At 45.6% G+C, this 15,259-nt stretch carries 12 protein-coding genes; 8 read left to right on the top strand and 4 right to left on the bottom strand.

Going from position 1 to position 15,259, the window contains the following annotated elements; translation table 11 throughout:
• Positions 1–31: 31 nt before the first annotated feature.
• Positions 32–1,804, bottom strand: coding sequence for a hypothetical protein (locus H6F63_RS17755; RefSeq protein WP_190638860.1), 1,773 nt, complete (start codon positions 1,802–1,804; stop codon positions 32–34).
• 255 nt (positions 1,805–2,059) lie between these two features.
• On the opposite strand from H6F63_RS17755, the gene H6F63_RS17750 reads away from it, so the two are divergent.
• Positions 2,060–4,705: a penicillin-binding protein 1A gene (locus tag H6F63_RS17750; RefSeq protein ID WP_199298115.1), complete on the top strand. Its 2,646-nt coding sequence runs from the start codon at positions 2,060–2,062 to the stop codon at positions 4,703–4,705.
• A 431-nt stretch (positions 4,706–5,136) separates the two neighbouring features.
• Positions 5,137–5,349: a hypothetical protein gene (locus H6F63_RS17745; protein ID WP_190440570.1), complete on the top strand. Its 213-nt coding sequence runs from the start codon at positions 5,137–5,139 to the stop codon at positions 5,347–5,349.
• Positions 5,350–5,533: 184 nt separating this feature from the next.
• On the opposite strand, the gene H6F63_RS17740 is transcribed toward H6F63_RS17745, so the two are convergent.
• Positions 5,534–6,181, bottom strand: a complete 648-nt coding sequence (locus H6F63_RS17740) for a hypothetical protein (RefSeq protein WP_190638859.1) — start codon at positions 6,179–6,181, stop codon at positions 5,534–5,536.
• Between the two features lie 346 nt (positions 6,182–6,527).
• Entirely contained in the window at positions 6,528–8,924 is a 2,397-nt protein-coding gene (locus H6F63_RS17735; protein WP_190638858.1) for an NACHT domain-containing NTPase, read from the bottom strand.
• Positions 8,925–9,034: 110 nt separating this feature from the next.
• On the opposite strand from H6F63_RS17735, the gene H6F63_RS17730 reads away from it, so the two are divergent.
• The 5 genes from H6F63_RS17730 to H6F63_RS17710 all read left to right on the top strand — a co-directional run bounded on the left by H6F63_RS17730 (position 9,035) and on the right by H6F63_RS17710 (position 14,120).
• On the top strand, positions 9,035–9,214 hold the full coding sequence (locus tag H6F63_RS17730; protein ID WP_190638857.1) for a hypothetical protein: 180 nt from the start codon (positions 9,035–9,037) through the stop codon (positions 9,212–9,214).
• Between the two features lie 12 nt (positions 9,215–9,226).
• Positions 9,227–9,643, top strand: coding sequence for a hypothetical protein (locus tag H6F63_RS17725; protein ID WP_199298114.1), 417 nt, complete (start codon positions 9,227–9,229; stop codon positions 9,641–9,643).
• The gene (locus tag H6F63_RS17720) at positions 9,636–9,977 is read left to right on the top strand and encodes a type II toxin-antitoxin system PemK/MazF family toxin (protein WP_190638856.1); all 342 of its coding nucleotides are present in this window, start codon (positions 9,636–9,638) and stop codon (positions 9,975–9,977) included. Before H6F63_RS17725 ends, H6F63_RS17720 begins: the two co-directional genes overlap by 8 nt.
• A 185-nt stretch (positions 9,978–10,162) precedes the next feature.
• Positions 10,163–13,192 carry an exonuclease subunit SbcC gene (gene sbcC, locus H6F63_RS17715; protein ID WP_190638855.1) on the top strand — a complete coding sequence of 1,010 codons (3,030 nt, stop codon included), beginning with the start codon at positions 10,163–10,165 and terminating at the stop codon, positions 13,190–13,192.
• 205 nt (positions 13,193–13,397) lie between these two features.
• Positions 13,398–14,120 carry an alternative oxidase gene (locus tag H6F63_RS17710; RefSeq protein ID WP_190638854.1) on the top strand — a complete coding sequence of 241 codons (723 nt, stop codon included), beginning with the start codon at positions 13,398–13,400 and terminating at the stop codon, positions 14,118–14,120.
• A 64-nt stretch (positions 14,121–14,184) separates the two neighbouring features.
• Here H6F63_RS17710 and H6F63_RS17705 read toward each other — a convergent pair whose 3' ends face one another.
• Positions 14,185–14,346, bottom strand: coding sequence for a hypothetical protein (locus H6F63_RS17705; protein ID WP_190638853.1), 162 nt, complete (start codon positions 14,344–14,346; stop codon positions 14,185–14,187).
• 222 nt (positions 14,347–14,568) lie between these two features.
• Here H6F63_RS17705 and H6F63_RS17700 point away from each other — a divergent pair, with 222 nt between their 5' ends.
• Complete coding sequence (locus H6F63_RS17700) at positions 14,569–15,036, top strand: hypothetical protein (RefSeq protein ID WP_190638852.1); 468 nt, start codon at positions 14,569–14,571, stop codon at positions 15,034–15,036.
• Positions 15,037–15,259 lie beyond the last annotated feature (223 nt).

The following is a 15,259-nucleotide window of genomic DNA, read 5'->3' as shown; positions in this document are numbered from 1 at the left end:
AAATAGAGATACGCCCGTTGTTGTTTTTAGACTACTTCAGATAAGACTTAGCCCAAGCGTAACGTACTGGGTCTTTTTTCAACAGATACTCTACTACTTCTTGGCGCTTGTCATCGTTATTAGTATTTTTAACTACGCGCTTGATTTCATCATCTATGTCTTCAGGTTCAGCTCCTCGTTTGATTGCCTCATTGAACCAATAATCACCATCTGAATATTGATGACGCTCATAACAAATTGCACCCATTAAAGTGTAAGGGTGATGACTACTAGACTGGTACTCAATGGCTTTCCTAGCGCAATCTTCCGCTTTCTCTAATTTATCAATATCTCGGAATGTCCCGCCTCTTGTTGTTAGCAATGCTGACTTGAGTTTATTTTCTTTGATTGTGCCGAAGTCCAAGTTGTTTGTTACTTGCAATGCTCGTTGAGGTTCATCTGCCTTGCGCCAATGACTGCTAGCGTTGGGTAAGTTCCATTTGTTGCCAGTGCGCTTAAATTCCTGTTCATTAAAAAGTGCTTCAAGTCGGTAGTGAGCCTTAGCAATCTTTCCATGACGTGAGAGAAGTTCCTCTTCTATCAATTGAACAATCATTATAGGATCTAGCCGCTCTTCTCTTTCTAGTTTTTGCATGATTGTATAAAATGGTTCGAGAGGTAATCCATTTCTAGGGTCTAGAATACGATATTTGACCTTCAGCGCTGCAAAGTGTTGTTGTTGAGCGAAAATTATAATATTTTCGCGACCATTATTTTTCAGCCAGTCAATCTCTGACTCACTCAACTCATTGCCTGATTCTATTTTTAACTTCAAATCTGAAGCGTATTTTTCGTTAGCGATCGCAATTGTTTCTGTAAGCTCACGCTTTTTTAGATAGTTAATATCCTGTTCATATGGCGGATTTCCTAATTCAATTCTTTTGAGAAGTTTGTACAAGTGACTAGAGGGAAATGAATCTTCATCTTGAGTTGCTTTATACTTGACTTTCAAAGCTGCAAATTCCCGCTTCTGTTCTAGCTCTTGAACAATCTCAATAGTCTCACTAAGTTGATGTTGTTTCAACCATTCTATTTCTGAATCAGTTAGCAACTTGTCTGATTCAAGATTTTGCAAAATTGGATACAGAGGACTAGAAACAGATGTATCTGGATGAGCGGCTTTATACTTATCCTTTAGCTGTGCAAATTCACCTTCTCTAACCGCCTCTTGTTGCTGGAAAACTTTCAGGGGTTCAAAGAGTTGGTGTTTGTTCAACCAGTTAACATCTATATCGCTTAATCGTTCTGATGTGTCTATAAGCTTTAAAATTTGGTACAGCGGACTATCAGGCGATGGATCTTGGTGTTGAGTGGCTTTATACTTAGACTTCAGTGTAGCGAAACGCCCCATTTCTTCAGCGATAGCTACCGTTTTAAAAGATTTAAAATTTCTCAAACAAACAATTTCTTCTTCAGCTAACTGATTTTCTGATTCAAGCTTCCAAAGAATCGGGTATAGTGGACTATCTAGCTGTGAATTCAGGAGGTTAACTTGATACTTAGCATTGAGTTGCGAGAATTCATATTGTAGTTTTATAGGTTCTTCTTCCCTAAGTTGCTCCCACAAGATAATTTTAAGTGTTGCTAAAAGTTGATGCTCTTTAAGCCAATTCAACTCAATATCAGTAATTTTTATTTCTAAGTCAACTTTTCTTAGGATGAGATAGAGCAGACTAGAAGGAGAGGATTCTGTATAATTAGTTGCCTGATACTTGGACTTCAGGATAGCAAAATGTTCTGTTTGGCTGGGAAACTGTTGATACATATATAGTCAAGTTGCAGGATCAAACCGGATGTAAAGGAAACTATAACTACACAGCCGCTATATAAGAAACCGGAAAATTACCTACATCACAAAATGCGATCGCATTCTGGTTATGCTCAATAAGTGCAGTTCACAGGGTGCATAATTGTAAACTATAGTCTTGGATATAAGAGGCAAATTCAGATCCCAAGCCTTACAATAAGCAAGAACAAGGGCGAGTAGTAGCAGGGCTTGTGGTGTGATTAAGGAGTTGACGTGGCAAAGTTCATCTCAAGGCTGAAGGATATATCAGGCAAGTTCAATGCAGGAGTATCAACTGAACCAGTCGATACGCCTAAGATTGATAAACAACCAGATAACCCAGAGAAGGTAGATAAACAGACATTGCGACGGCGGCGGGAAATCAAGCGAAGTCTCTTGCGGATGAAGCGCTTCTCTGTCCAGCAGTTGGAAGTTATCAAAAAGCCTTTCACGGGAGAAAATCCCCTTCATCACAAAAAGCGATTTTGGATCGGCTTGGGTGTGGGAGGAGGAGCGATCGCGCTGGGTGTTGCTTGGTCGTCTTTTGAAAGCAGCTTACCCGATACTGGCGATGTATTAACTTTAATGCGCCCAGAGACTTTGACCATTAAAGCCTCTAACGGCAAAATACTCCAGCAAATTGGCCCCACTACCCGCGAAGCTCTAAAAATTGACAAAATTCCTAAAAAGCTGATACAAGCCTTCATCGCCATAGAAGACAGACGCTTTTACCAACACCAAGGGGTAGATTATCAGGGCGTTGGGAGAGCAATAGTTTCTAACCTGGTAGCCAGAGATGTCGTCGAAGGCGCTAGCACTATTACGCAACAACTAGCGAGGATGGTTTTCCTCGATCAAGAGCGTAGCGTCTGGCGCAAGCTCAAAGAAGTTCGTACTGCACAAAAAATTGAGAACGGAAACACCAAAGATCAAATTCTGGAACGTTATCTGAATTTGGTTTATTTGGGAGAAGGTGCTTATGGAGTAGCAGATGCGGCTTGGGTTTACTTTACTAAGCCAGTGTATGAGCTAACCCTGGCGGAAATGGCAACGCTAGCCGCAATACCACCAGCACCCAATGAATATTCGCCGCTGAAGAACCCCCAAGTTATCAAAGAGCGGCGAAATTTGGTATTAAAACGGATGCAGGAGGGTGGCTTCATTACAGCAGAAGAAGCCGACAAAGCGATCGCTTCCCCATTAATTACAAAAGCGAGTCCTCCCAAACGCCTCGAAAGATTCGCCCCCTACTTCACCGAATACATCCAACAGGAACTGCCCAAATACGTTTCTAAACAAGCGCGGGAAGTCGGCGGTTTAACTGTCGAAACCTCCCTGCACCCAGAGTGGCAAGAATCAGCCGAAGAAGCAGTCAAAAAAACCATAGAAAACACGGGAAGAGGTCAAAACTTTGAACAAGCTGCCCTAGTTGCCATCGATCCGCGTACCGGAGAAATTAAGGCAATGGTCGGGGGAAAAGACTTTTTCAAACAACAATTTAATCGCGTCACCCAGGCACAGCGCCAACCTGGTTCTACATTTAAAGCATTTGTCTATGCAACAGCAATGGCAGCCGGATTTACTCCCTATCGCGGCTACCTAGACTCACCTTACAAAGTAGACGGCTATAGCCCCAAAAACTACAGCGAAACCCACCGAGGCTGGATCTCCATGCGAGATGCCCTGATCAGCTCAATAAATGTAGTCGCTGTCAAAGTTTTGGTAGATGTCGGGTGGGAACCAACGATCCAACTGGCACGCAAAATGGGAATTGAATCAGAACTCAAACCCACCTACTCCACAGCTTTAGGTGCCTCCGAAGTCAACCTGTTGGAACTAACTAGCGCTTATGGCACCTTTGCCACCAACGGAACACATACAAAAGCCTTTGGCATCCGCCGTGTTCTCGACCGACGCGGCAACGTAATTTACAACGCCAAATCTAAATCAGAGCGCGTCTTACAAGAAGACACATCTGCCATCATGACTTGGCTGCTGCGGGGTGTTGTGAACGAGGGTACAGGTCAAGCCGCCTCTTTAGGCGATCGCCCCGTCGCTGGCAAAACCGGAACCTCTGACGAAGCCCGCGACCTGTGGTTTATTGGTTACATTCCGCAAATGGTTGCTGGTGTTTGGTTAGGCAATGACAACAACAAACCAACTTGGGGTGCCAGCACCACAGCCGCCTACACCTGGCACGAGTTCATGGAGAAAGTTGTAGAAGGGATGCCCATCGAGAAGTTTCCCCCTCGACCTACCGAATTAGAAGGGCGCAAACCCCAAATCGAGGTCAAGCCAATCAAGCCTCGAAGCAGCTATTCTGGGCCTATAAAGACAGATAAAAGCGACAACGACGAGCAAACTCAAACCCCCCGACGGAGAAGATCCCGCCGTACATACAGCGAAGACAACTCCAGCAACGAAACTCCCCGGCGTAGCCGGAGCCGCAGTAACACCTACCAAAGCAACAGTGTACAAAGCTCCGGCGAGACTCGCTCCAGCCGGAGGCGGCGACGCAGCCAAGAAGTCCAGACTCAAGAAGTACCCACACGCACCTATCGCCGCCGCCGTCGTAGTTCACAAAACACAGATTCTCAGAGCCAGCAAACTCAAGAAACGCCTACGCGCAGCAATCGCCGCCGTCGTCGTAGTTCACAAAACACACAATCGCAGGAGTCAACACCAGTGCGGCGTAGTAGTTATCGCCGCAGGTCATCAGAATCGACTTCCTCAACTTCCTCGACTTCTCGCCGCCGACGGAGGAGCAGACAAACAGCGCCAAGCTCTCAGCCACCAGCACCACGCGCACCCAGAAGGGAGTACAACTCCGCTGCGCCACCAGCACCACCAGCTGCTAGGAAGGATAGTTCTTCACAGTAGTAGGGCTTAGGCACGTCAACACGCTGTAGGGGCATGGCGATGCCCATCGGTGTCAATTTAAGAAGAGCTTGGCGGTTGAAACCGCAGCTACACAAACAAAGCCCGCCTGCGCGGGTTATAAGAATCTTGATCAGGGCGTTAGCCAAGGCAAACGGACTTCGTTTTTGTAGCCGCGAATTCCATTCGCCAGGGCTTAAGTTGACACCAATGGGCATTACCATGCCCCTACGACAGAATTAGGCATTCACTAATTAACTGCCTAAGTCCTGAGTAGGCATCTTGGCAAGAGAAGCTGAGCAGCTGAGGGGCTGAGGGAGAACTTGAATTCAGGCTCTCCCTTATCCTCTACTCTGGGGATCAAACTCAAGGGTGATAGAGGAGTCTCTTAAGTTTGGTACGATAACCAAAAATCGATAAGGAGATTACAAAAAATGAGTTTACTTATGGACGTTGCTGCTGCTAGTGGGCCTCATTTTCCAGTTTCGGCTACTGCTGTGTACGCAGTTGGTTTTATTGCTGCTGTAACTATTGGCTCGGTTGCTTGGTACAACTCTAAGCGTCCTGTGGGTTGGGAAGATAAAGAGCGTCCGGATATTGTGCCTGATGTTAAAAAAGAGGAAAACCCTGGTCTGGGCAAGCCATAAAAAAGGAAAAAGAAAAAAGGCAAAAGTTATAAAATCCATATTGGTCTAGTCGCACCTAATAAATATAGGCCGATAAAGAAAGAATTGAAAACAGACACTTTTCGCTAATTTATTAGGTGTCTTTTTTCAATTCTCTAGATTTATCTATGGGATTTTTACTCTGGCATTTTTGCATTTTCCCTGGTTAGCGCAGTGCTACAGGAGAACGCAAGGTCACATTCAAATCGGTGTTGGGGTCAATAACTACAACATCAACTTTTCTTTGTCCGAAAAACAGCCCACCCAAAGCACCCAAGCCAGCACCGCCGAGGATTTCTTCAGTAGCAAGCGCTTTGTCGCCAGTCAAAGCAGCGATCGCGGCCGCAGCTGCTCCACCAAGGGCAGCACCTTTGAAAATAGAACCGGTGTTGCTTCCCTGACCTACCTGTTGGGTTCTGGTAATTATTTTAGAAGCACCATTGATACGCGCCCGTTTACCGTTGGAAAACACTAATTCCTGGGCAACAAATCGGGAACCTTTCCCATTAGGAGCAGGGCGTAGTTGACCAACAACCTGAGTTCCAGCAGGAATTACAATGGCACCGCTAGAGCTTTTAACGTTGCTTGCCACGCTCAGAGTTACAGGTGCAGTTTCGGTAGGGGTAACGACGATTTTATTGGCTTTGTCATACCTGACGGCTATCCTGGTTCCAGATGCGAGGGTGACTGGAGTTGTGGGATATTCATAATATTGTGCAGCCGCAGGCGCAGTTGCGATAAGTGTTGGGGCAGCTACACCAGTAGTGATGGTTAGTGCCATGAGTGCAGCAGTTGTAGATTTCCAGCTAGTCATAGAAAACACTCTCAGTATTTACGCGGTTATATGTAGGGACGGCTTGTTGGTGAGATTGTTTCTTGACAATTTAACCGATATAGGAGCAAGAAGAAGACGATTGCCTATAAGTCGTATGAGGTGGACATCTTACCCGCCCTCAACAGGTGTTTTCAAGACGCGAAGCGCAAGCGCGACGAAAGTCGTTCGCGCTTTCAAAGGCAACATCACCAACGCCTATTTACAGGGTAGCTAACGCATAAAACCAAGCTAACCGCAATACCCGATCCTCAACGTACTGGATACCCTACACCTACCATGAGGGCGATCGCGTTTTGTGGTGAAGTGGAGAAAGAATGCGATCGCGTTACATTAATCCTCTTTTTCGTTGCTCAATTTCTGCTATGGGTAACAATAACGTATCCTCTATCTCCTGCCGCACCTCACGGCTTACATAACAATCGCTATTCAGACACTGCACCAGCAACAAATTAGCATCGTAATACTGCTTAAATAATTCCTTTTGTTGTTTGCTGAACTGCCAGTAGTGACCCATATTACGATACTTAATCATCACGGCTCTTAATTGCTCAGTCCAAGCTTTACCGTTAGCTTCCCACCATTGCTCATTTTTTGCCCAGTCTTCCCATTTAGGTAATTGATCTGTAAGCTGTTGCAGCGAGTTCTTTAGTTCTGGCTCGCTATCGAGGGCGTGGTCGAGGGCGCGGTCGAGGACGAAGTCGAGGACGTCGTCGAGGGCGCGGGCGCGGGCGCGGGCGCTGTCGAGGGCGAGGTCGAGGGCGAGGTCGAGGGCGAGGTCGAGGTCGAGGTCGAGGGCATGGGTGCGGGCGAGGACGCGGTGGGGGTCGAGGGCGAGGTCGAGGTCGAGGTCAAAGTCGAGGGTGCGTTTGAGGGCGCGGGCGCGGGCGAGGACGCGGTGGGGGTCGAGGGCGCGGTCGAGGGTGCGTTTGAGGGCGCGGGCGCTGTCGAGGGCGAGGTCGCGGCCGCGGGCGGAGTAAAAAGCGCGGACTGCTGCTGACTTATACTTATATGGAATTTGGACTGGCAGAGATTTCTTACTTACCCACATTAGGAACTGCTGCAACTTCTCATCAGCAGCTACAATCCTATCAACTTGATGTTTCATTAACTGTAGTAAACGATCTGCACTTGACGACATCCCAACCGCTAGAAAGAAAACTTCTCGCCAGCGTTTTCCAGTAATGTGATTAACTAGACTTTGCAACACTTCCTCTGATGACTGTTTTACAACAACAATTTCTCTAGCAGTGAAATACTCGTGAAATGTTAGATGGGAAAACGAATAAATCGCTTTAGCCCGTTCCACTAATAGCCCGTGTTGATATTCAATTGAGCGCAAAACTACCTCACTATCCAGTTGCAGTGCTTCCGGGTCAGTATTGGCATCGGGTAAATTACGGATGTAATCTGTGATGTATTGCTCTGCCACTTTCTGCTTAAAGAAATAGTCACTTTGCTCAAAGGTAATTAGGGCAATTTTGCTGAGCAAATCTTCCTTGCGCTGGACGGATAGCTTTTTGTAAACTTGATCGCGTTGAATCCCGCGCTTGGCATCCCATTTTTTCAGCAGCGCATCCAGCCCTTCTTTGTATAGTTCAGAACGATTCGCCGGAAAATCCCCTGACTCTTCAAATGCCAAACATAAGAGCGTCAGCAGTAGCGGACTTGCGGCAAGTTCGTTGATCCGCTCATTTTCTTCGAGACGTTCGATAAAAGTCTCTGCTTTTACAGCTTTATTCTTAAACCAGTTAGTGGCAAAGGTGGCAATTTGTTCACTATCAAAATCAGCAACTTCCACCTCTGTGAATTTCTCAAATGTATATTCCCGCGCTGCGATTCGGCAGGTCATCACAAAGTGGTTTTCACAATACTGATCGGAGAAATCACGAATTTCCTTTAAGAGGCGCTTATTGTCTTCCTCTCTAACTTCATCCAGCCCATCGAGTAAAATCAATGCCCTGCCACATTCAATTACATCTTGTAGAGACGTGATATCCCTTGTCTCGATAACCCCGCAACCCACGGATTGCTGAGTGATGTATTCCAATAATCCCGGTTTATTAGCGGCTTCAGCAAAGTCTTTGAGGGTGACAAAAATCGGCACACGATCACCCTGAAACTCACCCCCTATGCACTGCATCGCTAGATATTTCAAAAATGTGGTTTTACCTGCTCCGGGCTTTCCCAAAATCATCAGCTTGGTATATTTCTCAACCGCCTCTAGTCCTGGCACTCGTTTTTCAGTAATTTTGCCTAGTCCAAAGCGCTCAACATCCTTAAAGTTGCACTCTTGCAATAACTCAGCAATCTCTTTGCGTCTGCGCCCAGTAATTTTCTCTAGAATGTTGACGTTGGTGTAGATATCATTCAACCCAATGGGGTGAGCCATATCCAGCACGCGCATTGTCCCGCAGCGTCCTTGAATAATGGGTTGTATCTTTTCGCGTACTTCTTGCACTAGGGCATCAATATCAATGCTGTTTTTCTGATTCTGCTCCTCTGCTTCAGGTTCAGCGATTTCTTCCCAATTGAGATCCAGTAAACAGCAGATATCGAGAAATGTAGGACGCTCAATCGGTTTACCCGTTAAAAATTTTCTCACAGGCTGGCGAGTCGTTCCTACTTGTTCTCCAATCTCTATTTGCGTCCAGCCTTTGTCTTTAACAACACTTTTGGCTTTCTGAATGCCTTCTGAAGATGCCCGGAGCGATCGCTTTGCCATTGTCTACCCACAAAACGCTAATGTTTCTTTGATAACGCATACAACGCATACAGCGCATACAAGCGATCGCAAACTTCGGCTTCAGATGATGAAAGAGACAAGATTGAAACTTGCTCCCTAACGTAATGCTAACTGGCACACTCTACTTTATCCTCCAAGTCTTGGCTGTAATGCTAATTGAAGAGTCAGCTAAGGCAGGCTTTCGGAAGCTTAAAAAAAGTAAGGCTATCAGACGCCGGATTTCGGTGTTGTGGTTTTGTCTCTACATCAAATGGCGATCGCGCAAATAATCAACCCGGCGAATGGAATTCGCGGCTACACAGACGAAACCCGCCTGCGCGGGTTTGAATTTTTCTAGGATGATGGGTGTGATGCGATCGCGTAACGTAGCCTTGAAAGAGCGATCGCATTCCCCTAACCCACAAGTAAATCCGATGACAAGAACAGAAATATTGGCAGCACTCAAGCAGATGACAACCGAAGAACGCTTAGAAATCATCGAAGCTGCTTCGCGGATGATGCGGGAAGAAATAGAAGACAAGGCGCGGATAATAGCTGAGAAGAAAAAGCAACTCAGTGCAGCTGCTGAGGCTGCAATCCCAGATTATATGCCTGGAGGTGCGCTACACGATCTATGGTCGCCTGACAGTGAACCTTATTATGACTCTGAGGAAGAATTACTTGAAGCTCTTAACGCTGAGGTAAAAACTAATGCGTAGAGGCGAAGTCTGGCTAGTCAGTTTCAATCCTATAATTGGCGATGAAATCGGGAAAATTCGTCCAGCAGTGATAGTGAGTAAAGATTCTGTTGGATTTTTGCTACTCAAAGTTATTGTTCCAATTACCAAATGGCAGGAGCGATATGCAGATCGAGACTGGATGGTGCGGCTGGAACCTAACGCAGAAAATGGTTTGAGTAAACTTTCAGTAGCAGATACTTTTCAAGTGCGATCGCTTTCGCAAGCCAGACTCATCCGACAACTGGGGACTCTTTCTGACGCAGCAATGCAAGAAATTACTGCTGCTTTAGCATTTGTCCTCAGTATATTGTGATAATTTTGCCTTCCTAAAGTCCGCGCAGGCGGACTTCGTTTTTATAGCCCTTAAATTTTATTTGGCAAATATTTTTAGAGCAAATTGGCAAATTTATCGCAAAAATCCTATTTTCAACCGTTAAACTAGGCAATAGTGCAGATGTACTGCTATTTCTAAATAAGAGGTACGGCGCTTTACCCTGAATGATCCCACTGCAACTGGTTCTCAAAAACTTCCTCAGCTACCGCGAGGCAAATTTAGATTTTAGCGGCTTGCATACAGCCTGCATCTGTGGTTCTAATGGTGCGGGTAAATCTTCCCTTCTAGAGGCTATCACCTGGGCAATTTGGGGAGAATGTCGTGCAGCTACAGAAGATGATGCTATCAATGCTGGTGCTAAAGAAGTTCGCGTTGATTTCACTTTCCAATGCAATAAGCAAACTTATCGGGTGATTCGGACTCGTCAGCGGGGACAGGGTGGATCTCTAGAATTTCAGGTACAGAGTTCCAACGATTTTCGCTCTTTGACTGGGCGAGGAATGCGGGCGACGCAACAGATGATAATACATCACCTGAAGTTGGATTACGAGACCTTCGTGAATTCGGCTTATCTGCGTCAAGGTAAGGCGGACGAGTTTATGCTCAAGCGTCCGAATGAGCGAAAACAAATTCTCGCTGATTTGCTGAAGCTGTCTCAGTATGAGGAACTGGCAGAACAGGCGAAGGATGCGTCTAAACAGTATAAAGCGCAGGCGGAGCAGTTAGAGCAGAGTTTGCTCTCGATAGACCAAAAACTGCAACAACGGGATGCGATCGCTCTCCAACTCTCCTCTGTGGAAACTCAGTTGAGCGAGTTGCAACAAGCCCAAACTATTGATAATGGTAAAGTTCAAGGTTTGCTTGCCCAGCAGCATCAGCGGCAAACTTTTGAACAACAACTGAGTTTTATCAAGCAGCAGTATCAAAATCTTAATCAAGATTGCGATCGCTATCGCCAAGAAATCGCCGCAACTCAACAGCAACAACGGCAATTAGAAAATTTACTCCAAAAAGAAGACGAAATCTTAGCTGGTTACGCCAATTTTCAAGGCTTGCAACTTCAGGAAGAAACTCTCACTTCTAAATCTCAAGCTTACCAAGATGCCCAACAACAACTCGGCAAACTACAGCAAAAGCTAAGCGAACAAATTAACGAGCTTAATTTACAACTCAGACAAGAGCAAGGGCAACTTGATGCTTTGCGGCAATCTAGAGCAGATATACAACAAATCTTGAGCCGCACGGAAGAAGTAGAAGCCGGGTTGCAAAAATTACAGCAAGCGCGAGCTTATTTAAGTCATCTAGATCAGCTACAAGTGCAAGTGGCTCCCCTGGTGCAACGTCGCACACAGGTGCAAACTGAACTAGATCGCGTCCACGCTCGATTATCTGCCAGATTGGAAGAACTCCGCAAGTCAGTTCGCGATCTGCAAAAACAGCAACAACGCCAACCCAAACTGCAAGAAACATTGCAGCAGGTTGAAGGACAAATTCAGCAACTCGACAAAAAGCGAGTTTATCAGGAACGAGTGCAAGAAAAAGAATTGCATCAGCGTAGTTTCCGCGATCGCTTGCAAGCAAATCAGCGGGAATGGGAAAATAAACTCACAGAATTAGCCCAAAAGCTGCAATTGATCCAGAATCCTAATTCTAGTTGTCCGCTGTGCGATCGCGCACTGGATGAACATCACTGGCAATTGGTAGTGCAAAAAACCCAAAGTCAGGAACAAGCGGTTCAAGATCAAATTTGGGATGTAGACGGGCAAATAGCTTTATGCGAGTATCAGTTACAAACGCTTACTCGTGAGTTAAAGGAAATATCTCAAGAACTTGCCAACTACGATGCTTTGCGGGAACAACGCGGACAACTGGCAGCAGAACGCTCAGCTATGGCTGAAATCCAGACTCGTCTGCAACAGATTTTAGTAGAAAAAGAGCAAATTGAGCGATCGCTTGCTTCCAACGACTATGCTCCCGATAAACAAGAAGAACTGCACCGCCTTGACCAACAATTGCAACAACTTAAATATAATGAGCAAGATCATGCCTTAGCTAGAGGTGAGGTAGATCGTTGGCGTTGGGCAGAAATTAAACAAGCAGAAATCAAACAAGCACAGCGACGAGAAGCACAAATAGACGCACAACAACCAGAATTATTAGCGAAGATTGCTCATCTGCGATCGCAAATTCAGCAGCTACAAGTTAATTCCGATTTATCTCGACAGATAGAAGCTCTGAATCAGCAGATGGCGGAAATTGGTTATGAGCGCTCGCAGCATGACACCCTGAGAAAAGCTTTACGTCAGGCGCAGGCGTGGCAATTCCGCTATCAAGAACTTCAACAATCACAGCAGCAATATCCTCTGGTGAGACAGCGATCGCAAGATTTAGCGCAGTCTTTGGAAATGCGATCGCAAGACTTGCAACAAATGACCTCTCAAATGGATGCCATTGTTCAACAATTGCAACAAACACCAGATACTAAAGGCGAACTTCGAGATTTAGAACAGCAGATACACCAGCGGCAACTGTTACAAAATGACCATCAACGGCAGTTAGGAAGCTTACAACAACAACAACAACATCTAGAACAACTCAGCACTCAGCACGCAGACCTCAAAAATCAGCACGTAACCACCCAACGGCAATATCGAGTTTATCAAGAGTTAGCGCAAGCTTTTGGTAAAAACGGCATCCAAACTTTGATGATTGAAAACGTGTTGCCACAGTTAGAAGCTGAGACAAATTCTCTACTTTCTCGGCTTAGTGGTAATCAATTACACGTCCAATTTGTAACTCAAAAAGCCGGACGTAGTGGACGCTCATCCGCTAAAAAAGCTGCAAAATTAATTGACACCTTAGATATTCTAATTGCTGATGCTCGTGGCACCCGTCCTTATGAAACTTACTCTGGGGGTGAGGCATTTCGGATTAACTTTGCAATTCGTCTGGCGTTAGCAAAGATGTTAGCACAACGTGCAGGAACAGCTTTGCAAATGCTGATCGTTGATGAGGGATTTGGTACCCAAGACGCAGAAGGATGCGATCGCTTAATTGCGGCGATAAACGCCATCTCTCCTGACTTCGCTTGCATTCTCACCGTCACCCATATGCCACAATTCAAAGAAGCCTTCCAAACCCGCATCGAAGTGTATAAAACCCAGAATGGCTCTCAGTTGAGCCTGATGATGTAAAACCTAACCCCAGGTTTTCGGGAGGAATCAACCTTGCTCCACCCGAACTATACTATTCGGTATTCTCACCCTAATTCTCTCACTCAGACGATGCCCTTCAGCATGGGAATCGCTACTATCAAAGTAAGAGAAAGAAAGCTAACAACACTACATCTTCCTCCAGGCTGAATTTTCAGCCATCCTTATCACTCCTGCGAGAGTTTTTATGATTCGATTTCTCGTTAGCGTGTTAGTGTTTGTTATCAACACGCTCTATCGCGATCGCCCTTATCAACGCTTCTACGTTTTAGAAACAGTGGCTCGCGTCCCCTACTTTTCCTTTTTGTCAGTCTTGCACCTCTACGAAACTATGGGATGGTGGCGAAAAGCTGACTGGCTGAAAATTCACTTTGCCGAATCTTGGAACGAACTGCACCACCTGCTGATTATGGAATCCTTGGGTGGGAACCAGCATTGGAGCGATCGCGCTCTCGCCCGAACTACAGCCCTAATTTACTACTGGGTAGTTGTAGCACTTTATATCGTTTCACCCCGCACCGCCTACAACTTCATGGAAATGGTGGAAGAACACGCCTACCATACCTACGCGACGTTCTTGCAAGAGCATGAAGCCGAACTAAAGGCGCAACCTGCACCACAAGTAGCAATTCACTACTACCGCGACGGCGATCTCTACCTATTTGATGAGTTTCAAACTGGTGTAGTACCTGAATCTCGACGGCCTGTAGTTGACAACCTTTATGATGTTTTTGTCAACATTCGGGATGACGAAGACCAACACGTCAAAACCATGATCGCGTGTCAAAAAACCGACGCTCAAAATACTTTCCAGAGTCCCCATTCCCTACCATACACGGAACAGGAGGTTCTCCTGCCCCAAGTATCAGATGCCGAGGTTGAGCATGAGTTAGCCACTGCTAAGAGCTAACTGATTCTTAAGCATTCATCCCTTTCTCACTACAAATAGAGAAGGGATGAGAGGCTAAAAAATATTATTCCCCAAAGCACCAAACGAATAACAGCACCAGAGTTGTAAGAATCAACCAGTTAGGTATAGATACCAAATTTAAGATACTCAAAGGCCACAAAACTAGAATTTGCGAAAATATCCAACTGGCGGTTAACATTAGCACAGTCAAGATAACCAGTGGCATAAAACCCTCCTAAACTAAAACGATATAAAAAGTTCTTTTTCCTTCTCGTTCACTGAGCATTTTTTCGACGAAAAACTTTATAGATGTGGCAGACAAATAGGTGTCACTTGTGCCAACCACAAATTGCATAAACTTGATTAAAACATTAAGTAGTCTTATCTGTACTCGTACTCACCTGCGGGTAGAAAATTAAATCCGTGGTTGAAAAGGAGGGTACTTGCAATGCAGCGATTCAGAGTTATGGGTAGTTTAGCTTTAATCTCAGCCTTAAGCGCTACAGCCGTTTTAGCGAAAGAAGCAAATTTTGATAATTTAATCATGTCAGCCGAGGGTAGAAACGCCAGAAGGGTTGCGACAGGTTACACTGGTGGCTCTTTTTCGCTGACATCAATTGCAAATCGCGATCGCTCTCGAAACCCTTGTATCGGTTATGGTTCCCCAAATCCCGATCATATTTTAGTCTTGCAGAAAGATTATCCCCGCCTAAAAATACAAGTAGACAGCGGAGGACAAGACACAACTCTACTAATCAGAGGGCAATCCAACGTTATTCGCTGTGGCGACGATACTGGCTCCCGTAAGGATGCCAGCGTCGAAGATACAGGTTGGAAAGCTGGTAGATATCGCATTTGGGTGGGTTCTATAGACGCTGGGAAACGGCGAAATTACACCATTTCCGTACAAGAATAAGTCTTCCTCCTTCCCAGTTTCCGACTGGGAACCAGAAAAAGCCCCCTTTTTAAGCTACCGCTTATACACGGCAGACCTCTCCCCAAACCCCTCTCCAACACCCAAAGTATCCCTCTTCTGTCACTCTCCGGGTATTATAAGTAGAAGAATGAAAAGAAAAAACTCTACAAGGTAGATAGAGCAATGGATGTAGAATTACAAATCCGGAAACATTTGCCAAGGG

The sequence above is a fragment of the Trichocoleus sp. FACHB-40 genome (assembly GCF_014695915.1).
In the GTDB taxonomy this organism is placed as follows: Bacteria; Cyanobacteriota; Cyanobacteriia; order Cyanobacteriales; family FACHB-T130; genus Funiculus; species Funiculus sociatus.
The sequence above is the reverse complement of the archived record's forward strand: the minus strand, read 5'-3'. Positions and strand labels throughout refer to the sequence as shown.

Coding starts and splice junctions, on each gene's coding strand:
- sbcC (WP_190638855.1), top strand. CDS start 10,163: ATGATCCCACTGCAACTGGTTCTCAAAAACTTCCTCAGCTACCGCGAG.
- H6F63_RS17705 (WP_190638853.1), bottom strand. CDS start 14,346: ATGCCACTGGTTATCTTGACTGTGCTAATGTTAACCGCCAGTTGGATA.
- H6F63_RS17740 (WP_190638859.1), bottom strand. CDS start 6,181: ATGACTAGCTGGAAATCTACAACTGCTGCACTCATGGCACTAACCATC.
- H6F63_RS17700 (WP_190638852.1), top strand. CDS start 14,569: ATGCAGCGATTCAGAGTTATGGGTAGTTTAGCTTTAATCTCAGCCTTA.
- H6F63_RS17755 (WP_190638860.1), bottom strand. CDS start 1,804: ATGTATCAACAGTTTCCCAGCCAAACAGAACATTTTGCTATCCTGAAG.
- H6F63_RS17725 (WP_199298114.1), top strand. CDS start 9,227: ATGGAATTCGCGGCTACACAGACGAAACCCGCCTGCGCGGGTTTGAAT.
- H6F63_RS17745 (WP_190440570.1), top strand. CDS start 5,137: ATGAGTTTACTTATGGACGTTGCTGCTGCTAGTGGGCCTCATTTTCCA.
- H6F63_RS17710 (WP_190638854.1), top strand. CDS start 13,398: ATGATTCGATTTCTCGTTAGCGTGTTAGTGTTTGTTATCAACACGCTC.
- H6F63_RS17720 (WP_190638856.1), top strand. CDS start 9,636: ATGCGTAGAGGCGAAGTCTGGCTAGTCAGTTTCAATCCTATAATTGGC.
- H6F63_RS17735 (WP_190638858.1), bottom strand. CDS start 8,924: ATGGCAAAGCGATCGCTCCGGGCATCTTCAGAAGGCATTCAGAAAGCC.